Source organism: Roseateles sp. NT4 (assembly GCF_051857475.1).
Taxonomy (GTDB): domain Bacteria; phylum Pseudomonadota; class Gammaproteobacteria; order Burkholderiales; family Burkholderiaceae_C; genus Pelomonas.
Window position 1 is genome coordinate 1,182,688 of record NZ_JBPZGZ010000001.1, and the last position, 18,915, is coordinate 1,201,602.

The 18,915-nt window shown below is 68.8% G+C and carries 17 protein-coding genes and 1 tRNA gene; 8 read left to right on the top strand and 10 right to left on the bottom strand.

Features of this window, described 5'->3' with window-relative positions; all coding sequences use genetic code 11:
• Window positions 1-4: 4 nt before the first annotated feature.
• Genes ACS5PN_RS05465 through ACS5PN_RS05480 form a run of 4 tightly spaced genes read left to right on the top strand, consistent with a single transcriptional unit; the run spans window position 5 to window position 4,088 of the window.
• Complete coding sequence (locus ACS5PN_RS05465; protein ID WP_439462923.1) at window positions 5-580, top strand: sigma-70 family RNA polymerase sigma factor; 576 nt, start codon at window positions 5-7, stop codon at window positions 578-580.
• A complete protein-coding gene (locus ACS5PN_RS05470; protein ID WP_439462924.1) occupies window positions 577-1,314 on the top strand; it encodes an anti-sigma factor in 738 nt (245 codons plus the stop codon). The genes ACS5PN_RS05465 and ACS5PN_RS05470 overlap by 4 nt, the downstream gene beginning before the upstream one ends.
• Before the next feature lie 36 nt (window positions 1,315-1,350).
• Complete coding sequence (locus ACS5PN_RS05475; RefSeq protein WP_439462925.1) at window positions 1,351-3,168, top strand: aminopeptidase P family protein; 1,818 nt, start codon at window positions 1,351-1,353, stop codon at window positions 3,166-3,168.
• Window positions 3,165-4,088, top strand: coding sequence for a DUF3616 domain-containing protein (locus ACS5PN_RS05480; protein ID WP_439462926.1), 924 nt, complete (start codon window positions 3,165-3,167; stop codon window positions 4,086-4,088). The genes ACS5PN_RS05475 and ACS5PN_RS05480 overlap by 4 nt, the downstream gene beginning before the upstream one ends.
• Here the strand turns inward: ACS5PN_RS05480 and ACS5PN_RS05485 are convergent.
• Both ACS5PN_RS05485 and ACS5PN_RS05490 read right to left on the bottom strand, forming a co-directional pair.
• The gene (locus ACS5PN_RS05485; protein ID WP_439462927.1) at window positions 4,078-4,632 is read right to left on the bottom strand and encodes a PEP-CTERM sorting domain-containing protein; all 555 of its coding nucleotides are present in this window, start codon (window positions 4,630-4,632) and stop codon (window positions 4,078-4,080) included. The two genes, ACS5PN_RS05480 and ACS5PN_RS05485, sit on opposite strands and share 11 nt — an antisense overlap.
• A 193-nt stretch (window positions 4,633-4,825) precedes the next feature.
• On the bottom strand, window positions 4,826-6,031 hold the full coding sequence (locus ACS5PN_RS05490) for an MFS transporter (protein ID WP_439462928.1): 1,206 nt from the start codon (window positions 6,029-6,031) through the stop codon (window positions 4,826-4,828).
• Window positions 6,032-6,187: 156 nt separating this feature from the next.
• On the opposite strand from ACS5PN_RS05490, the gene ACS5PN_RS05495 reads away from it, so the two are divergent.
• Entirely contained in the window at window positions 6,188-7,288 is a 1,101-nt protein-coding gene (locus tag ACS5PN_RS05495) for an NAD(P)/FAD-dependent oxidoreductase (RefSeq protein WP_439462929.1), read from the top strand.
• Here the strand turns inward: ACS5PN_RS05495 and xopAW are convergent.
• From xopAW to ACS5PN_RS05525, 6 genes are all read right to left on the bottom strand, one after another.
• Window positions 7,267-7,986, bottom strand: coding sequence for a XopAW family type III secretion system calcium-binding effector (gene xopAW / locus ACS5PN_RS05500; protein WP_439462930.1), 720 nt, complete (start codon window positions 7,984-7,986; stop codon window positions 7,267-7,269). The genes ACS5PN_RS05495 and xopAW overlap by 22 nt on opposite strands.
• Before the next feature lie 185 nt (window positions 7,987-8,171).
• Complete coding sequence (locus tag ACS5PN_RS05505; protein WP_439462931.1) at window positions 8,172-9,338, bottom strand: HlyD family secretion protein; 1,167 nt, start codon at window positions 9,336-9,338, stop codon at window positions 8,172-8,174.
• 3 nt (window positions 9,339-9,341) lie between these two features.
• Entirely contained in the window at window positions 9,342-10,814 is a 1,473-nt protein-coding gene (locus tag ACS5PN_RS05510) for an efflux transporter outer membrane subunit (RefSeq protein WP_439462932.1), read from the bottom strand.
• Window positions 10,814-12,328 carry a DHA2 family efflux MFS transporter permease subunit gene (locus ACS5PN_RS05515; RefSeq protein WP_439463695.1) on the bottom strand — a complete coding sequence of 505 codons (1,515 nt, stop codon included), beginning with the start codon at window positions 12,326-12,328 and terminating at the stop codon, window positions 10,814-10,816. The genes ACS5PN_RS05510 and ACS5PN_RS05515 overlap by 1 nt, the downstream gene beginning before the upstream one ends.
• A 53-nt stretch (window positions 12,329-12,381) precedes the next feature.
• Complete coding sequence (locus tag ACS5PN_RS05520; RefSeq protein ID WP_439462933.1) at window positions 12,382-12,816, bottom strand: MarR family winged helix-turn-helix transcriptional regulator; 435 nt, start codon at window positions 12,814-12,816, stop codon at window positions 12,382-12,384.
• A 136-nt stretch (window positions 12,817-12,952) separates the two neighbouring features.
• Window positions 12,953-15,196 (bottom strand): aminotransferase class V-fold PLP-dependent enzyme, encoded by a 2,244-nt coding sequence (locus ACS5PN_RS05525; protein ID WP_439462934.1) that lies wholly within the window; start codon window positions 15,194-15,196, stop codon window positions 12,953-12,955.
• A gap of 122 nt (window positions 15,197-15,318) precedes the next feature.
• Between ACS5PN_RS05525 and ACS5PN_RS05530 the strand changes: the two genes are divergently transcribed.
• The 3 genes from ACS5PN_RS05530 (at window position 15,319) to ACS5PN_RS05540 (ending at window position 16,715) form a co-directional block, all read left to right on the top strand.
• Window positions 15,319-15,786: an Lrp/AsnC family transcriptional regulator gene (locus ACS5PN_RS05530; RefSeq protein ID WP_439462935.1), complete on the top strand. Its 468-nt coding sequence runs from the start codon at window positions 15,319-15,321 to the stop codon at window positions 15,784-15,786.
• A gap of 103 nt (window positions 15,787-15,889) precedes the next feature.
• Window positions 15,890-16,330, top strand: coding sequence for a hypothetical protein (locus tag ACS5PN_RS05535; RefSeq protein WP_439462936.1), 441 nt, complete (start codon window positions 15,890-15,892; stop codon window positions 16,328-16,330).
• Between the two features lie 109 nt (window positions 16,331-16,439).
• Complete coding sequence (locus ACS5PN_RS05540; RefSeq protein ID WP_439462937.1) at window positions 16,440-16,715, top strand: hypothetical protein; 276 nt, start codon at window positions 16,440-16,442, stop codon at window positions 16,713-16,715.
• Window positions 16,716-16,795: 80 nt separating this feature from the next.
• Here the strand turns inward: ACS5PN_RS05540 and ACS5PN_RS05545 are convergent.
• Window positions 16,796-16,871: transfer RNA gene (locus ACS5PN_RS05545), tRNA-His, on the bottom strand.
• A 28-nt stretch (window positions 16,872-16,899) separates the two neighbouring features.
• Complete coding sequence (locus tag ACS5PN_RS05550) at window positions 16,900-18,813, bottom strand: SurA N-terminal domain-containing protein (RefSeq protein ID WP_439462938.1); 1,914 nt, start codon at window positions 18,811-18,813, stop codon at window positions 16,900-16,902.
• Window positions 18,814-18,915: the final 102 nt, after the last annotated feature.

Sequence of the window (18,915 nt, forward strand, 5' to 3'; positions counted from 1 at the left end):
CGCGATGCCCGCAGCGCCCGCCGCCACCGACCGCCTGGCCTTCTGGCTCGGGCAGGTGGCCCTGGGCGACCAGCCCGCCTTCGAGCAGCTCTACCAGGCCACCAGCGCCCATCTGCTGGGCGTGGCCCTGCTGGTGCTCAAGCGCCGCGAGCGCGCCGAGGAGGTGCTGCAGGAGGCCTTCGTCAACATCTGGCACAACGCCGGTGGCTATGCGCAGACGGGTGCATCGCCCATGAGTTGGCTCATCACCATCGTGCGCAACAAGGCGCTGGACCATCTGCGCAGTGGCCGCCACGCCGATGCCCACGAGGCACTGGACGACCACGAGGCCCTGCCCAGCGACCGCCCTGACCCGCTGGCCCTGCTGGCCGAGGCCAGCGGCACGATGGGCGTACGCGCCTGCCTGGACAGCCTGGACGCGCCGCTGCGCCAGAGCCTGGCCCTGGCCTATTACGAAGGCCAGACCCATGACGAGGTGGCCCGCCACCTGCGCGCGCCGCTGGGAACGGTCAAGACCTGGCTCAGGCGCGGCATCGAGAGGCTGCGCGCCTGCCTGGATGGATTGGGGCGCCACCCATGAACTACCTGCGCCCCGAACTGCTGGACCGGCTGGCCGGCGCCCATGCGCTGGGCACGCTGAGCCCGCGCGCCGCGCGGCGCTTCGAGGCCGTGCTGCGCGACTCGCGCGAGGCCCGCGCGGCGGTGACGGCCTGGCAGGAGAAGCTGAACCAGCTGGCCGTCAGCGTGCCGCCCGTGCAGCCACGGCCGGCGGTCTGGCAAGCCATCCAGCGGCGCATCGCACCCACGCCGCAGCGCCGCCGTCAGCCCTGGTGGTGGCCACTGCTGGGGGCGGCCTTCGGTGTCGTGATGGCCGTGGGCATCGTGCGCCAGCAGCCGGAGTGGGTAGGCATCACGCCCGAGTCCGGCGAGACGCTGGCACCGGCCTATGTCGGCATCCTGACCAACGAGGCCAACGAGCCCGTCGTGCTGGCCTCGTCGCTTCGTCATGGCAAGGTTCTTACCTTGAAGATGCTCAAGCCCGTGAAGCCCCCGGAAGGCCAGGTCGCCCGGCTCTGGGCCATTCCGTCCGACGGCCGACCGCCGTTTGCCCTCGGCACCGTGCCTGCCGGCAGCAAGGCGCGCCTGGAACTGACAGCCACCAGCGAGGCCCTTTTCTCCAAGGTCGGCCGCCTGGCCGTCAGCTTCGAGCCCCCAGGCGGCGGCGACCAGCCCGGCGGTCCTTTCGTGCTGAGCGGGCATTGCGTCAAAGTGTGGGAGGCATTGCCTCCGGCATCCAAGCCCGCCGGCTCCTAAAATCCGGCACCGTTTCAGCCGACAAGGTCCGCCACCATGGACACACGTACCCACGAGACCCGCCTGCGCATCGAGCGCATTCGCGATGCCCTGATTGCCAACGGCGTGCATGCCGTGCTGGTGCCCTCCAGCGATCCGCATCTGTCCGAGTACCTGCCGGGCCGCTGGCAGGGCCGCGAATACCTGTCGGGCTTCACCGGCTCGGTCGGCAGCCTGGTCGTCACGCGCGACAGCGCCGCCCTCTTCGCCGACAGCCGCTACTGGACCCAGGCCGAGGCGCAGATCGCCGGCAGCGGCATCCAGCTCGAGAAGATGGCCACCGGCGCATCGACGATCTACATCGACTGGATCGCCAAGACCCTGAAGCCCGGCCAGGTGCTGGCCGTGGACGGCCAAGTGCTGGGCCTGTCGCTCGCCAATGCCTTGCGCACGGCCATGCAGCGCGCCGGCGTCAGCCTGCGCACCGACCTGGACCTGGTGCAGGCCGCCTGGGACGACCGCCCCGGCCTGCCGACCGAGGCCGTCTACGAACATGCCGCGCCCCAGGCCGCCGTGGCCCGCAGCGACAAGCTCGCCCGTGTGCGCGCCGCCATGGCGAGCATTGGCGCCACCCACCATCTCATCTCCACCGTCGACGACGTGGCCTGGCTGCTGAACTTGCGCGGCTCGGATGTGGAGTGCAACCCCGTCTTCATCGCGCACCTGCTGATCGACGCGACCGGTGGCCGCCTCTTCATCGCCGAGGGCAAGGTGCCGGCCGACGTGGCCGCCCGCCTGGCGGTCGACGGCATCCAGCTCGCGCCTTATGACCAGGCCGCCAAGGCCCTGGCCGCTTTGCCCGCCACGAGCAAGCTGCTGATCGACCCGCGCCGCGTGACCCTGGGCCTGCGCGAAGCCGTGCCGGCCACCGTGGCCGTCGTCGAGCAGATCAATCCCAGCACCCTGCTGAAGAGCCGCAAGACCGCCGCCGAGGCCGTCTTCGTCCGCGAGGCCATGGCCGAGGACGGCGCCGCCATGTGCGAGTTCTATGCCGACTTCGAGGCCTCCATGGCCCGCGGCGAGCGCTGGAGCGAACTGGACATCGACACCAAGCTGACCGCCGCGCGCCGCAAGCGCCCGGGCTTTGTCGGCCTGAGCTTCAGCACGATCGCCGGCTGGATGGCCAATGGCGCCCTGCCCCATTACCGCGCCACGCCCGAGTCCTTTGCCCAGATCGAGGGCAACGGCCTGCTGCTGATCGACTCCGGCGGCCAGTATGTCGGCGGCACGACGGACATCACCCGCGTCTGGCCCATCGGCACCGTCAGCGCGGCGCAGAAGCGCGACTACACCCTGGTGCTCAAGGGCACGCTGGCGCTGTCGCGCGTGCGCTTCCCGCGCGGCACGCTGAGCCCCATGCTGGACGCCATCGCCCGCGCGCCGCTGTGGGAGCACGGCCTGGACTACGGCCACGGCACCGGCCACGGCGTGGGCTACTTCATGAATGTCCATGAAGGCCCGCAAAGCATCAGCAAGGCGATTGCCGAGCCGGCCATGGCCATGGAGCCCGGCATGATCACCTCCATCGAGCCGGGCCTGTACCGGTCGGGCCAGTGGGGCGTGCGCATCGAGAACCTGGTGCTCAACGTTGCCGTCGACACGCCGGAAAAGAACGCCTTCGGCGAGATGCTGGAGTTCGAGACGCTGACGCTGTGCCCCATCGACACGCGCTGCATCGACATCGGCCTGCTGCGCGCTGACGAGATCGCCTGGCTGAACGACTACCACGCGACAGTGCGCGAACGCCTGTCGCCCAAGGTCAGCGGCGCGGCCCTGGCCTGGCTGGTCGAACGCACCCAGCCCCTTTCCGCATGAGGTGCCTGGCCGCGCTGCTGCTGATCGCGGCGGGCGCGGCCGGTGCACAGACGCGCTATGAAGGCCTGTGCGATGCATCGGCCGCGGTGGCGCTGGATGCCAGGCACTTCGTTGTCGCCGATGACGAACACAACAAGCTCAGCATCTACCGACGCGGCGAGGCCAAGGCCGTCGGCCAGGTCGAACTCGACGCCTTCCTGAAGACCGACAAGGAGGCCGACCTCGAAGCGTCGGCGCTGGTCGGCAACCGCATCTACTGGATCGCCTCGCATGCGCGCAACAGCGCGGGCAAGGTGCGTGAAGACCGGCAGCGCTTCTTCGCCACCGACATCCGCGGCACGACGGTCGAGCCCGTCGGCCAGCCCTACATGGGCCTGCTCGCCGATCTGCTGGCCGCGCCGGCGCTGGCACCGTTGAAGCTGTCCGACGCCGCCGGCCGCGCGGCCGAAGCGGCAGGCGGCTTCAACATCGAAGGCCTGGCCGCGGCGCCCGACGGCATCCTGCTGATCGGCCTGCGCAACCCGATTCCGCAAGGGCGTGCCCTCGTCATCCCGCTGCTGAACCCCGCCGAGCTGATCGCCGGCAAGGGCCCAGCGCGCTTTGGCAGCGCCATCCGCCTCGACCTGGGCGGCCGCGGCGTGCGTTCCATCGACCGCGTCGGCACCGGCTATCTCATCGTCGCCGGACCACCGGCCGATGAAGGCAGCTTCGCCCTCTTCCGCTGGAGCGGCAAGCCCAACGACACGCTGGTGCCGGTCAAGGCCGACCTCGGCACGCTGCGGCCCGAGGCGCTGTTTGCCTGGCCGGATGGGCAGCTCACGCTGCTCAGTGACGACGGCGGCGTCATGGTGGGCAAAAAGGCCTGCAAGGATGCGGACAAGAGCAAACGCTCCTTCCGCGCACTGGACATCAGGCCTTAGTCAGCCGCGGATGCCTGAAGGCCAGCCCGGCAAGCGCCGGCAGCAGCAGGGCCAGGGTCGAGGGCTCGGGAACGCTGTTCGTGACGAAGGCCGCACTGGTGTTCACCGGGTTCCACCAGATCGCATTGGTCTTGCCCTGGATGGAATAGGCGAAGGCGGTGATGGCGGGGTTGACGCGATCGAAGACGATGAGGAAATCGTTGACCGCGCCATCGCCGACGACAGCATTCGCGCCGCGCACGATGGCGCCAATGGCGGTCTGCGTCGTGCCCTGGTTGGCGATGCCAACTTCAGCCAGCGTGTACTGGTGGCCGGCAATCTCGATGTCGATGCTGAGGATGCTGGCGATGGGGTCGGCCTTGTTGACCGTGTCCCAGCTCAGCCGGGCATCGATCTCGCCGTTGAAGCCAGGGTATTGCGTGCCGGCATTGGTGAAGCCCGAGGCCTTGAGCTCCAGCGTCACGGGGGCGGCGAAGGCGGTGCCGCCGAGGCTCAGGGCAAGGACGACGGCAGCGCGGGTGAAGACGGATGAAGTGAAGGACATGGGGTGCTCCCGGTTGAAGACATGTCCAAGTTAGAGGCACTTCCCCGCCGCCTCTACCCCCGAGGCGCTGGGGCCTCGCCGGGGAACTGCGGAGCCGGATCGGGCACTACATGTGCGGGGGCGACGTTGTGCAGGGATCGGAGCGCCAGCTCGAGCGCGACATCCATCCCCCCGAAATTGGTGGGCCGAATCCCTACACCGCGGAAGCCGCGGCGTCGCCCTGCTGCACCGACGGATAGGCCCACACCAGGGTCGCGCTGACCAGCAGCTGAATCAGCACGCCGGCGAACACCGGCACGGCACTGTCCGCATGGCCAAGGAAGGGCGCGACCAGCTGCGTGCCCAGTGCACCGGCAGCCAGCAGGGCCAGCACCAGCATGGCGGTGGCGCGCCCCATCTGCGCAGGCGGCACGGCGAGTGCGTCGACAAAGGTGGCCGGGCCTCGGATGGCCAGGGCACCGCAGAAGCACATCCAGTAGGCCGCCACCACCGCATACGGCAGCCACCCGCTCCCTGCCATCAGCAAGGCAGCCGTGCAGGCCACCAGCTGCACCACGCTGCCCAGCCTGACGACACGCGCATGGCCCAGTCGCGCCGCCAGCTTGCCCGACTGCGAGGCGCCGATCATGAAGGAGCCCACGCCCAGCACCTGCAGCAGTGCGAAGGCCGCCGTGCCCAGGCCCAGGGTGTGCTGCAGCAGCTGCGGCGCGCTGGCCAGGAAGGTCAGCAACGCGCCGATGCACAGGGCATGCGAGCCCGCCAGACGCAGATAGCGGCGGTTGCGCAGGATGCCGAGATAACCCGCGTCGTGCTTCATGTCCAGGCCGGGCAGCTTGCGCGGCGCGATCTTCACCACCCAGGGCAGCACCAGCAGGGCCAAAGCCGCCAGCACCCAGAAGGTGCCGCGCCAGTCGGTCACGCGCAGCAGCAGCGCGCCCAGCACCGGCCCGGCGGCCGGCACGATGGCCTCGACCATGGAGATGGCGGCAATGCCGCGCACCACGTCCTTGTCTGCCAGCGTCGCGCGCACGACGGTGGGCGCAACGACGGTCGCCGCCGCGGCCGACACGCCCTGCAGCAGGCGCAGCGCCAGCAGGGTCTCGATGTTGGGCGCGAAGGCGCAGCCCAGGCTGGTCAGCACCAGCAGCGCCAGGCCGATCTCGATGGAGAGGCGCGGGCCGAGGCGGTTCAGCAACTCGCCCCACAGCAGCTGGGCGCCGGCCAGGCCGGCGAGGTAGACGGCGATGGTGGCCTGGGCCAGCGGCACGCTGATGCCCATGCCGGTCTGCAGCGCCGGCACGGCGGGCAGGTAAAGGTCCATCGCGGCCATGCTGACGCCGGTGACAAAGGCCAGCGGCAGGATGGTTCGTATGGATGCGGATGCGGGAAGGGAATGCATGCGGGAGCCTCTTCTTCACAGAGGGCGCCCTTGTTCATGCGTCATCGCCAAGCGTGGCGAGAGCCTCGTCGCTCCCGTCGCAGCACCCCTCGTCGTGACGGCGACGCGGCACTCGCCACGTCACGGTCAATATTCTAGGCAAGGCAAACTGCGGTGATGGACCAGGTGGATATTGCCGTCATCGGCGCCGGCGTCGTCGGCCTCGCGATTGCCCGCGAGCTGGCGCTGCGCGGGCGCGAGGTCGTCGTCATCGAGGCTGCGGGCGCCATCGGCACGGGCATCTCCTCGCGCAACAGCGAGGTCATCCATGCCGGCCTCTACTATCCGGCCGGCAGCCTGAAGGCGCGGCTGTGCGTGCGCGGCAAGCAACTGCTGTACGACTACTGCGTGGCGCGCGGCATCGCGCATCGGCACTGCGGCAAGCTGGTCGTCGCGACGCGCGAGGAGGATTTGCCGCGGCTGGAGAAGATCGTCGCCGGCGGTGCGGCCAACGGTGTCGCCGACCTGCGGCTGCTGAATCGCGCCGAGACGCTGGCGCTGGAGCCCGCCTTGAACGCGGCTGGCGCGTTGCTGTCGCCGTCGAGCGGCATCGTCGACAGCCACGGCCTGATGACGTCACTGCTGGCCGACGCCGAGAACGCCGGTGCGACGCTGGCGCTGGCGAGCCCTGTCACGGGTGGTGTGAGCGAGGGCCAAGGCTGGCGGTTGCGTGTGGGCCCGGACTTCGAACTGGGCGCACGCTGCGTCATCAATGCGGCGGGCCTCGTCGCAGGTCAGGTGGCCGAATCCCTGGGCGTACCCGGTCCACAGCTGCGCTTCGCCCGCGGCCACTATTTCTCGCTGGCGGGCCGAGCGCCCTTCTCACGGCTGATCTACCCGTTGCCGGTCGATGGCGGCCTGGGCGTGCATCTGACGCTGGACCTGGGCGGCCAGGCGCGCTTCGGGCCCGATGTGCAGTGGCTGCCCGACACCGATCCGGCGGCGCTGGACTACGCCGTCGATCCGTTGCTGGCGCCGGCCTTCGAGGCCGAGGTACGCAGCTACTGGCCCGGCCTGCCGGCTGGCGCGCTGCAGCCGGCCTACAGCGGCATCCGACCCAAGCTGACCGGCCCCGGCGAGGCGGCGGCAGACTTTCGCATCGATGCAACGACGCCGGGACTCGTGCAGCTCTTCGGCATCGAATCACCGGGGCTGACGGCCTCCCTGGCCTTGGCCGAAGAGGTCGCCAGCCGGCTTCAGGCCGTGACGCTGAGCTGAGCGTCCGAGCCGGAGGACTGCAGCCAGTTCTTGCTGAGCTGGTCGTAGAGCTTTTGCGCGAGCGCGGCGATGTCGCTGTTGGCACTGCCCTGGCTGCCGTCGGAACTCGCCGTCTGGGCGAGCTCCTTCAGCTGCCCCGCCAGCCTCTCGATCTGCGACACCGTGCCGTCCTGGTTGGCGTCCAGCGGGTCGTAGGTGGTCGAGGTGGAACTGGTGGAACTGCCGCCGGACGATGCTGCTGGCGGCGGGCCGTGCGGGCCCCCTTCATGCCGCTGCGGCTTGCCGGCTTCGAACTCGGCCTTCGACAACTGGCCGTCGCCGTCGGTGTCGAGCTTGGCGAACCTGTCGCTGTCCTCGCTGCCTTCATCGTTGGCCGCACCGCGCGACTGCGCGAATTCCATCGTCGAGGACGGCGGCGGCATCAGGTCGCGCATGCCCTGGCTCAGCTCCTCGCTGTTCAGGCTGCCGTCGCCGTTGCTGTCCATCTTCTTCAACAGTTCGGCGCTGTCACCCGCATGGCCGCTGAGCGGCCCCTTCTCCAGCATGGCCGCCAGTTCGGTGGCGTCGACACTGCCGCTGCCGTCGCTGTCCACCTTGGCGAACATCTTGGCTTCGTGCTCGGCGCGGCGGCTCGAACTGCTGTTTTGAGCGTTCTGCCAGGACCGGTCTGCACCTCCCAGGCCGCTGATCGTGCTCATTGGCTACTCCTTTCAAGGGTTGTGGATCGCCCCGCGGCCCTGTTGCGGCGGGACGATTCATTCTTGAAAGCGCCGGTAAGCCCTACGTATGCGCCATGTGTCGGGACAGACACAAAGCATGGTTCGAGAACCCGAACTGGCCCGTGATGTCGGCCCTGTTCGAGGCTTCCCCATGAGAGCCCATTTCAGCCCTTGGCCGACTGTTTGGCGATGATGACGTCGACCGCGTGTTCGGCCTGCTGCAGCGGCTGGCTCAGGGCCTGGGTCGTGTAGGCCGGCTTTGCCGGTGCCGGCGCACCAAGCACTTGGCCGCCGGTGTCGTGCGTGTCCACCGTCACATCCATGGACAGGCCGATGCGCAGCGGATGTTCGCGCAGCTCGGCCGCATCCAGCGCGATGCGCACCGGCACGCGCTGCACGACCTTGATCCAGTTGCCGGTCGCGTTCTGGGCCGGCAGCAGCGAAAAGGAGCTGCCCGTGCCCGGCGACAGGCCCAGCACCTTGCCGTGGTACTCGACCTTGCCGCCATAGGTGTCGGCTTCCAGCGTCGCCGCCTGGCCGACGCGGATGTTGCGCAGCTCCGACTCCTTGAAGTTGGCGTCCACCCAGAGCTGGTCCAGCGGCACGATGGACATCAGCGCCGTGCCGGGGATGACGCGGCTGCCGACCTGCACGCTGCGCTTGCCAACATAGCCCGACACGGGTGACACGACAGCATTGCGGCGCAGGGCCAGCCAGGCCTGCACATAGTCGGCCCGCGCGGCCAGCACGCTGGGATGCTGGGCCAGCGACACGCCCTGCACGCCGGCCTTGCTGGCGTCAACCTGGCGCAGGGCCACTTCGAGGGCGGCCTGGGCGCTCTTGACGGCCTGCTGGGCGTGGGCGATCTCCTCGGCCGACAGCGTGTTGTCGGCCGCCAGCGGCTGGCGTCGGGCCAGGTCGTCCTGGGCACGCTTGAGGTCCTGACGGCGCAACTCGACGGTGGCCTCGACCTGGGGCACGCCGGCATAGCGCTCGCGCAGCTGGCGCACCGCGCCGCCCAACCGCGCCTCGGCTTGAGCCAGGGCGACCTCGGCGTCCACCGGGTCGAGTTTGACCAGCTCGGCGCCGGCCTGCACCAGCTGGGTCTCGTCGGCGCGGATCTCCGCGACGTTGCCGGTGACCTGGGACGACAGTGTGACCAGGTTGCCGCCGACATAGGCGTTGTCGGTCTCCTCGCGCTTGGACAGCACCAGGGCCGAATAGACGGCGTAGAGCACACCGGCAACGACGAAGAGCGCCGTGATGCCGGCGAGGGCCCAGCGGCGCTTGCGCTCCAGCGGGGGCGGGGTGACGGGTTCGGTGGTGGACATGGTTCAGCTTCCGGAGATGGCGGTAGGCGCTTCGGCATGGAAGCCGCCGCCCAGGGCTTGTGTCAGCGCGACTTCGGTCTGCAGGCGCTGGCTTGTCAGTTGCAACTCGGCCTGGCGCTCGCGCAGCACGGCGAGGCTGGCCTGCACCGTGGTGGCGCGGTCGGCCAGGCCCTGGCGCTGGCGGGCCTGGGCGCTGCGCTGCTGGGCGTCGAGCAGCGTGGCGGCTTGGTGCTGCTGGGCGGCCTGGGCGGACAGGCCTTGCAAGGCGGAGGCAGCCTGCGCCACGTCACGCACGGCATCGAGCACGCGCTGGTCGTAGTCGGCGATCAGCTCGTCGCGCGCACTGCGGGCCTGGCCGAGCTGGCCCTTCAGCGTGCCGGTGCTGAACAGCGGCAGGGCCAGCGACGGACCGATCAGGAAAGTGCGGCTGGCGGTCTTCAGCAGCTTGGGCAGCGTCAGCGAGTCGAGGCCCAGCGAGCCGGCGAGGTTGATGTCGGGATAGAAGGCCGCCTGGGCCGCATCGACGCGGTTCATGGACGCCTCGACCCGCCAGCGCGCGGCCTGCAGGTCGGGGCGGCGGGCCAGCAGCTCGTAGCCGAGATGCTCGGGCAGCGTGGCCTGGCCGATCGGTAGCGCGCGGAGCTGCAAGGTGGCGAGCATGTCTTCGCCATGGCCCAGCAAGGCGCGCAGGGCTTCGCGCTGACCCATGGCGGCGGCCTCGGCCTCGGCGATGCGGGTGCGCAGCTCGGCCAGCCTGGTGGCTTCGGCGCGCGGCTCGTCGGCCGAGGCCAGGCCGTGGGCGACGCGGCGGTTCCTGTCGTCGACCAGGGCCTGCTGGGCCGTGGCCTGCTCGCGCAAGTTGGCGGCCAAGGCCCACTGGCCTTGCAGCTCGAAATACGTGCGCGCCACCGAGCCGGCCAGGGCCTGGCGCACCTGGGCAGCTTCGGCCTTGCGGGCGAACTCCTCGCCGGCGGCCGCGGCCACCTGGGCGCGGTTGCGGCCCCACAGGTCGAAGTCGTAGCGGGCCTGCAGCTTGACGTTGAAGTCGTTGAAGGTGCCGCCGCCTATCGGCGACGGGAACAGGCCGTTGGCCGAATAGCGCTGGCGGTTGGCGTCGGCCATCACGCCGGCCTCGGCACCGGCGGCGGCGCGCGTGACGACCAGGGCCGACTGCGCCGCGTTGACGCGAGCGGCGGCGGCCTCCAGCGACGGGCTGGCCTGCAGGGCGCGGTCGACCAGGGCGTCGAGCTGGGCGTCGCCGTAGCGCGTCCACCAGCGATCGCTGGGCCAGGCGCCGGCGCCCGCTTGTCTGATGTCGGCCGGCAGTTCGGCCGTTTTCACATCGGGCAGCGCGACGGCGTGCGGCTCGGGCGGAATGCTGATGCAGGAGCACAGCAGCAGGGCCGACAGCGTCGCCATCAGCACCGTCAGGGCGAAGGGGTGGTTGAGGGGATTCAGGCGGGGCAGCATGCGCATCACTCCAGCGCCGCGTGGTTGGCGGCGGGGTCGGGAAGGGAAGACTGAGCTTTAGGAGGACGGATCAGCAGCAGCAGCGGGATGATGACCAGCGTGACGAGGAACATCATCCAGAAGTCGTCGATGTAGGCCAGCATCGAGGCCTGCCGCGTGATCTCGGCGTTCAGCAGCGTGGCGCCCGCGACGCCGCCGGAGCCATAGACCGCGGTCACGGTCGGGTCCTGCAGCATGGGGTTGGCGATGTTGATGTGCTCGGTGAGGGACGCGTGGGCGACCTGCACATTGCGCGTCAGGAAGGCCTGCACCAGGGCGATGCCGACGCTGCTGCCGATGTTGCGCACCAGGCTGTAGATGGCGGTGCCGTCGGCACGCATGGCCGGCGACAACGTCGCGAAGGTGGCGGTGCTCAGCGGCACGAAGACCAGGCCCAGGCCGATGCCCTGGATGATGCCGGGCCAGACGATGTCGCTGCGCGACAGCACCAGGGTGTACTGGCTCATCTGCCACAGCGAGAAGGCCGTCAACGCAAAGCCCACGGCCAGCAGATAGCGCACGTCGACCCTGCCGACCAGCTTGCCGACCACCAGCATGGCCACCATGGTCCCGAGGCCGCTGGGCGCCGTGACGAGGCCGGCGATGGCCGCCGGATAGCCCATCAGGCCCTGCAGCATGGACGGCGTCAGCGCCCGCGTGGCGAACAGCACCATGCCGACGATGGCGATGAAGAGCAGGCCGGTCACGTAGTTGGCGTTCTTCAGCAACCGGTAGTCGAAGAACGACTGCCCGGCCGGCTGCAGCGCCGTGTGGGCGATGAAGTAGGCAAAGCTGATGGCCAGCAGCACGGCCTCGATCCACGTCTCGCGGGACGCGAACCAGTCGTTCTGCTCGCCGCGGTCCAGCAGCATCTGCAGGGCGCCGATGGCGAGGGACAACGTGGCGAAGCCGAACAGGTCGAAGCGCATCCGTCGCGCGGGCGCGGCGCCGTGGATGTATTTCCAGACGCCATAGAAGGCCATGGCGCCGACCGGCACGTTGATGAAGAACACCCAGCGCCAGTTGTAGGCGTCGGTCAGCCAGCCGCCCAGCGTCGGGCCGAGGATGGGCCCGATCATGACGCCCATGCCCCAGACGGCCATGGCCTGGCCATGCTTCTCGCGCGGGTTGATGTCCAGCAACACCGCCTGCGACAGCGGCACCAGGGCCGCACCGAACACGCCCTGGATGAAACGGGCGAGCACGATCTCGGTCAGGTTGCCGGCCATGCCGCACAGCACCGAGGCGATGGTGAAGCCGCCGATGGAGGCGAGGAAGATGGTCTTCTGGCCGAAGCGGTCGCAGAGCCAGCCCGTCAGCGGCATGGTGATGGCCGAGGCGACGATGAAGGACGTCAACACCCAGGTGATCTGGTCCTGCGAGGCCGACAGATTGCCCTGCATATGCGGCAGGGCGACGTTGGCGATGGTGCCGTCCAGCGCCTGGATGATGGTCGCCAGCATGATCGACACGGTGATCATGACGCGGTTGGGTTCGGGCGCCACCGCGGCGGTGCCCTGAACGGTGGCAGTCGTCACAGGCTGGCCTCGACCATGGCCTGCAGCTCCTCCAGCAGCTCGGTGGCGGCCTGCAGGCGCGCCTTGTCGATACCGCCGAGCAGCTCCTTGCGGTAGGCATCGGCGGCCGTCTTGACCTTCGCGTAGAGGGCCTGGCCGGCCTCGGTCAGCACGACGTACTTGATGCGCCGGTCGGTCTCCGAGGGCACGCGCTCGACCAGGTCTGCCTTCACCAGGCGGTCCACGATGCTGACGACCGAGGGGCCTTCCACGCCGAGGCGGTTGGCCAGCTCGATCTGCGACAGCGACTCCTTGGACTTGGCGATGTTGGCGATGGCCATCCAGCCCGACTGGCCGACGCCCAGATCCTTCAACCGGCGATCGATGGCCTGGCGCCAGATGCGCGCCGTGTTGTGCAGCGCCATCGAGAAGCGTTCTTCGGTCGAGGCCATGGATTTGTCACCTATTCGTTCGCCAACTAATCGTTAGCTGGCTAATGAATTCTAGGCGATGTGCCAAAGCCGATTCAAGCCGGCCAAGAAAAAGCCCCGCCGAGGCGGGGCCCATGCGTTCAGTGCCGCAGCCGGATCAGATCGCGAAGGCCGCGTCAGCCGCGGCCGTCATGCGCGGCCACAGGGCCAGGCCGCCACTGAGACTCCAGGCCTGCTCATGGCCCAGGCGGCGCAGGGCCTGGGCGGCCTGGGCGCTGCGGTTGCCGCTGCGGCAGAAGAAGACGATGGGGGTGCCGGCCGGCAGGGCCATCCAGCGCGCCAGCGCATTGGGCAGGCCGGACAAGGCCACGGCCTCCAGGCGCACCGCGGCGCCCAGTTCGGGCGTCTGGCCCAGGCGCTGCTCATAGGGTTCGCGCACGTCGACGAGCAGCAGGCCCGGATGCTCCCGCGTCATCTGCGTCAGCGAACTCATGCTGAGCTCGCTGGACGCCAGCGGGCAGGCGCTGTCGACCCGCGCTCCGCAGGCGACGGTCTGGTATTCGGTCAGGGCCAGGCCCTGTTCGAGCAGGGCCTTGGCGGCCGCGAAGCCGGCGTCGTCGACGCGGCCGCTGAGCACATCGGCCAGCAGCGGCTGGGCCGCGCACTCCACTGCCAGCGTGCTGGCGAAGCGATCGTCATAGTCATGCCCCGGCAGCAGCAGCGTCTGCGGGCCGACGGTCAGTTCCAGCCGGCGCAGCGAATGGCCGTAGTCCTGCGGCGCGCTCTGCTCGAAGTCGCTGCGGCCCAGCGCCCCGGGCATGACGGTGTCGCCGACAAAGGCCAGGCGCAGGCTGGCGCCGTCATGCAGCAGATAGGCCGTCGAATCCTGGGTGTGGCCGGGAATGGGCATGCGACTGAGCTTCAAGGCACCGAGCTCGATGGCCTGTGCGCCGCGCGGCCAGCCCAGGCCGTCGACATCGCCACGCGCGCGCCCGGCGGCGGCGAGCAACTCGGGCGCGGACGAGGCGTGGTCGCCATGGCTGTGGGTGTCCAGCACGGCGGCAAGTTCGTATTCCTGACAGTTCAGCCACTGGGCCAGCCGCTCCGTCAGTTCGGGCAGCGGGTCGATGACGACGGCGCGGCGGCTGGCGGCATCGGCCAGCAGATAGCAGCAGGCGCCGTCGACGACAAAGCGTGTCAGGCCGTCGGCCGGCAGGGCCTGGCCCGGGGCGCTCGGGTCCAGGCAGCTTTCGCGCAGCGACTCGCCGCAGATGCGGATGCGCGCGCAGGCCTCGTCGACGAAGCCGGCGTCGGCCACCGGGCCGAAAGACAGCCGCACGGCGGACGCGGTCTGCCAGGCCGGCAGGCCCATGGCTTCGAGCACATAGCTGGGCTGGGCCTTGGAGGCGCTGCAGGCCGAGCCGCCGCTGACGCGAAGTTCGGCGGCGTCAAAGAGATCCAGCAGCAGCTTGGAACTGATGCCGGGCACGGCGAAGTTCAGCGTCGTCGGCAGGCTGAGTTCGGGTGGTGCGTTGAACACGAGGCCGGGGAAGGCCTGCTGCAACGCCGCGGCCAGGCGGTCACGGAAGGCCACCAGCGTGGCGTGGTCGCGGAAGACGCGGCCCTCTTCCAGTGCCGCCAGCACGGCGCCCAGCGCCGCGATGCCGGACATGTTCTCGGTGCCCGAGCGCAGCGCACCTTCCTGACCGCCACCGGCCAGCAGGGGCGTGAAGGGGGCGCCTTCGCGCACATAGAGCAGGCCGATGCCTTTGGGCGCGTAGAGCTTGTGACCGGAGAAAGGCGCGTAGTCGATGCGGCGCTCAGCCAGGCGCAGCGGCAGCTTGCCCAGGGCCTGCACGCCGTCCACCATCCACAGCGCCGGGCTGCCGGCCAGCACCTGCTCGATGCCGTCCAGGTCGCTGATGACACCGGTCTCGTTGTTGGCGGCCATGGTGCAGACCAGGCCGGCGCGTGGCGCATGCTCGCGCAGCCAGGCAAGGTCGTGGCGGCCGTCGCGGCCGACCGGGATGGCCAGCACCTGCAGGTTCAGGCCCAGCAGCGCATTCCAGTGCTTGATGGCTTCGGGCACGGCCTTGTGCTCGGTGGCGCCGTAGAGCAGCAGCTCGGGGCGGGTCGGTGCCTCACGCAGGGCACTGAGGGCGGACAGCACGGCGGTCTGGATGCCCTCGGTCGCGCCACTGAGGAAGAGCAGCTTGCCGCTGCTGGCGCCGAGCACGCGACGGGCCCGGGCGCGCACGCCGTCCATCAGCGCCCTCGCCTTCAGGCCGGTGCTGTGGATGCTGCTGGGGTTGCCGAAGTCCTCGGCCATGGCGGCCATGGCGGCCTCGCGCGCCTGAGGCAGGACGGGCGTGGTGGCATTGGCGTCGAGATAGATTTCCATGGTGCGGAGCGGCGGTTGGAGGCGTTGGTGGCTATTGTTGCCAGCATCGGCTGGAAATGGGTTGCGCCAGATGCACGCAATGCCGCTCGCTTGAGCATGCAATGCTCCGTATCATCGAATTCATGAAATTAGATTCCATAGACCTGCGCATCCTCGACATCCTTCAACAGAATGCCGAGCTGCAGACGGCAGAAATCGCGCATCAGGTCGGCCTGTCGACGACACCCTGCTGGCGGCGCATCCAGCGCCTGAAGGAGGCCGGCGTCATCACCCGCCAGGTGGCGCTGCTGGACGCGCAGAAGGTCAATGTCGGCGTGACGGTGTTTGTCTCGGTGCGCACCAGCACGCACAGCCAGGACTGGTTCGAGACCTTCAAGGCGACGGTGCAGGCCATTCCCGAGGTGGTCGAGTTCTACCGCATGAGCGGCGAGGTCGACTATCTGCTGCGGGTCGTGGTGCCCGACATCGCCGCCTATGACCGCGTCTACAAGCGGCTGACCGCCAGCACGGAGCTCCGCGACGTCAGCTCCAGCTTTGCGATGGAGGAGCTCAAGCTGACGACGGCCCTGCCGCTGGGGTATGTCGGTTGACACCCCTTTGGCTACGAGGTGTTGCAAATTGCGGGCAGCCGCAGTACACCGTCCAGGCACTGCGGCGTTAAGTTCACCGCATTCGATCGCTAGCGAGCCCGCCATGAAGACCCTAGTCCGCGCCTCTGTTGTTGTCGCCCTGCTGGCTGCCCAGGGCCTGGCAAGCGCCGGCCCCCGCTACTACCACCATCACCACCACCGCGGCCCCGGTCTCGGCGGCCTGGTTCTGGGCCTGGCCGTGGCTGTGCCGCTGATCGCCCTGGCCAACCATGCGGACCGCGAGGTGGTCTATGTGCCGCCCCCTCCTCCTCCGCCGCAACCGGTCTACGTCCAGCCGGCTCAACCCGTCTATGTGCAGCCCGCGCCGTCGCGTGCCGTGCCCATCATCTATCCGCGCAACGGCCAGAGCGCTCCGCAACTGGAAGCCGACAGCCGTGAATGCAACCGCTGGGCCACGACCCAGCAGGCGGCCATGTCCGACGCTGGCGTATTCCAGCGCGCCGTCGAAGCCTGCATGGACGGCCGCGGCTACACGATGCGTTGAGCGTCACGACGCGCTGACCCGATTGAACAAGGACCTGGCGGCTTGCGCTTCCAGGTCCTTGTTGCATCAGGGGCTGACGAAGCCGGGACCAACGGCCTAGACTCGGGGCATGCCGGACTACCTCAACACCTATGTCGAAGAGGAAGAGCTGCTCACCTACCAGGGGGCGGATTTCGACGAGGTCTGTCTGGCCGGTCGGTCGGGCGAACCCGGCGCCCAGGTCTGGTGTTGGACGCGACGCGAGGCCGATGGCAACAAGGCATGCTGGCTTCGGCTGATCGTTGCCGTCGACGACAAGGACTCTCCAGCCACCGTCGAGCGCGTCCGAGGCGCCCTGAACCCCCAGCCGGTGACGGATCCCCATCGACCGCTCTGGATGCATTGAGCTCGCTCGGGGCCAGCCCGCCCTGCTCACGGCCAAGTAAAAAGGACCTGGGAGCTTTCGCTTCCAGGTCCTTGCTTATTTGGGGTGGCTGATGGGACTCGAACCCACGACGACAGGAATCACAATCCTGGACTCTACCAACTGAGCTACAGCCACCGCAGAGCCAAAAAGTATAACCTAAAAATCAGGGCGCGCTGGCGGCCGATGCGGGAGCTTCCACCTTGATGACCGCCTTGTACTGCGACTTCAGCGCAGCCAGATAGGCCTGGCCTTCGGCACGGGCCCAGGCGCCGGTGTATTGCAGATTGGCGCGCCTGTCGTCGATGATGGTCGGGTCAGGCGGTTGCAGCTTGTTGATGCGCACGATCAGGTAGCCACCGTCTTCGGCGCTCACACCGACTGCGGTCGGCAGCTTGCTGGCATCGGCACCGAGCACGGCTTCGAGCTGGGCACGCGTGAGATTCGAGGGCTTGGCACGCGACACAGACTCCGCAGCCTCCAGGCCGGCCGTATCGGCCGGGTTGGCCTTGAGCACCGCCAGGCGCGCCTCGCCAGCCTTCTTGGCCTGCTCGCCGGCAAGCTTGCGGACCAGTAGCGCGCGCGCCTTGTCCTTCACATCGGCCAGAGGCGGCACGCGGACCGGGTTGTGCTGGACGATGCGGGCCGACACGAGCTGGTTCGGGCCGGTCTCGACAGCTTCGGTGTTGCGCTTGTTGCGCAGGGCGTCATTGCCGAAGACAGCTTCCAGCAGCTTGGGCGAGGCGAGCGGGCCGGTGGCACCCAGCATGGGCTGGCGCTGCACGGTCGCCGTCTGCAGCTGCAGCTTGAGCTTGTCAGCCACCGGTTGCAGGCTGTCGGACTGTTCGTAGACAAGATTGCCGAACTGCTCGGCGACCTCGGAGTAGCGGCGCTGGGCAAGCTGCTTGCGCACCTCGGCCTCGACCTCGGCACGCACGGCCTCGAAAGGCTTCTTGTCGCCGCCGCGGGTGCCGGTCAGCTGGATGATGTGATAGCCGAAATCGGTCTCGACCAGGTTGCTGATCTCGCCCTGCTTCATCGCATAGACCGCAGCGTCGAACTCGGGAACCATGGCCTTGGGGCCAAAGAAGTCGAGATCACCACCGTTGGCGGCCGAGCCCTTGTCGTCGGAGTTCTTCTTGGCCACGTCGGCAAACGAGGCCGGGTTCTTGCGCACTTCGGCAAGCAACTCCTCGGCCTTGGCCTTGGCCTTGGCACGTTCCGCGGCCGGCGCGCTGCGCTCGGACTTGACGAGGATGTGGCTGGCGCGGCGCTCCTCGGCAACGGCGTAGCGCGAGGCGTTCTGCTTGTAGTAGTCCTGCAGGTCGGCGTCGGTGAACTTGACGTCCTTCTTCAGCGCCTCCAGGTCGAGCATGACGTACTGGATCTTGGCCGACTCGGGCAGCTGGAACTTGGCCGCGTTCGCCGGCTCCTTGTAGAAGGCTTCGATGTCGGCGTCGCTCGGGTTGATCTTGGCGGCGAAGTCCTTGATGTCGAAGCGCTGCAGTTGCACTTCGCGCTGCTGCAACAGTGCGTCGAAGGCCAGCTTGGCATTCGTCGCGGCGACCACACCGGAGGATTCAACACCCGACGTGACCTGGCGCAGCGACAGGTCCTGGCGCAGCTTCTCGACGAAGATGGCCGAGTTCATGCCCTGGGCGGACAGGATGGCCTTGTTGACCGACCCGTCGGGGTTGCGCATGAAAGCGAACTGCGGGTCGCGCTGGAACAGCGTGGCAAGGCGCTCGTCACTGACAGTGAAGTGCTGGTGGGTGGCGGCCGCCTGCATCGTGCGCTCGGTGACCAGGCCTTCGAGGGCCTGACGCTTCACTTCCGGCGTGTCCAGCAACTTGGCGTCCACGCCCGGGTTCTGCCGGCGGATGCGCTCGGCCTGGTCGCGCTGCGCGACGTCCCATTCAGCCTGGGTGATCTTGCGGCCATCCACGCTCGCAACGCCGGCATTGGCACCCCCCATCATGCTGGTATAGCCCTGCATGCCGACAAAGGCGAAGGACGGCAGGATCAGCAGCAGCAGGATGAACTGGAACAGGCGGTTGTGCGTACGGACGAATTCAAACATCTCGGAGCCTTGAGGATCAAACGCGACGAAGGCGAACCGAGGTTCGCCTTCGAGGGGAGTCGCATTCTAAATGCGAGGCGGCTGATGCCGCCCTGGGGTCGG

Coding starts and splice junctions, on each gene's coding strand:
- ACS5PN_RS05495 (WP_439462929.1), top strand. CDS start 6,188: ATGGACCAGGTGGATATTGCCGTCATCGGCGCCGGCGTCGTCGGCCTC.
- ACS5PN_RS05480 (WP_439462926.1), top strand. CDS start 3,165: ATGAGGTGCCTGGCCGCGCTGCTGCTGATCGCGGCGGGCGCGGCCGGT.
- ACS5PN_RS05465 (WP_439462923.1), top strand. CDS start 5: ATGCCCGCAGCGCCCGCCGCCACCGACCGCCTGGCCTTCTGGCTCGGG.
- ACS5PN_RS05530 (WP_439462935.1), top strand. CDS start 15,319: ATGAAATTAGATTCCATAGACCTGCGCATCCTCGACATCCTTCAACAG.
- ACS5PN_RS05520 (WP_439462933.1), bottom strand. CDS start 12,816: ATGGCCTCGACCGAAGAACGCTTCTCGATGGCGCTGCACAACACGGCG.
- ACS5PN_RS05505 (WP_439462931.1), bottom strand. CDS start 9,338: ATGTCCACCACCGAACCCGTCACCCCGCCCCCGCTGGAGCGCAAGCGC.
- ACS5PN_RS05525 (WP_439462934.1), bottom strand. CDS start 15,196: ATGGAAATCTATCTCGACGCCAATGCCACCACGCCCGTCCTGCCTCAG.
- ACS5PN_RS05485 (WP_439462927.1), bottom strand. CDS start 4,632: ATGTCCTTCACTTCATCCGTCTTCACCCGCGCTGCCGTCGTCCTTGCC.
- ACS5PN_RS05515 (WP_439463695.1), bottom strand. CDS start 12,328: ATGATCACCGTGTCGATCATGCTGGCGACCATCATCCAGGCGCTGGAC.
- ACS5PN_RS05470 (WP_439462924.1), top strand. CDS start 577: ATGAACTACCTGCGCCCCGAACTGCTGGACCGGCTGGCCGGCGCCCAT.
- xopAW (WP_439462930.1), bottom strand. CDS start 7,986: ATGAGCACGATCAGCGGCCTGGGAGGTGCAGACCGGTCCTGGCAGAAC.
- ACS5PN_RS05550 (WP_439462938.1), bottom strand. CDS start 18,813: ATGTTTGAATTCGTCCGTACGCACAACCGCCTGTTCCAGTTCATCCTG.
- ACS5PN_RS05535 (WP_439462936.1), top strand. CDS start 15,890: ATGAAGACCCTAGTCCGCGCCTCTGTTGTTGTCGCCCTGCTGGCTGCC.
- ACS5PN_RS05540 (WP_439462937.1), top strand. CDS start 16,440: ATGCCGGACTACCTCAACACCTATGTCGAAGAGGAAGAGCTGCTCACC.
- ACS5PN_RS05490 (WP_439462928.1), bottom strand. CDS start 6,031: ATGCATTCCCTTCCCGCATCCGCATCCATACGAACCATCCTGCCGCTG.
- ACS5PN_RS05510 (WP_439462932.1), bottom strand. CDS start 10,814: ATGCGCATGCTGCCCCGCCTGAATCCCCTCAACCACCCCTTCGCCCTG.
- ACS5PN_RS05475 (WP_439462925.1), top strand. CDS start 1,351: ATGGACACACGTACCCACGAGACCCGCCTGCGCATCGAGCGCATTCGC.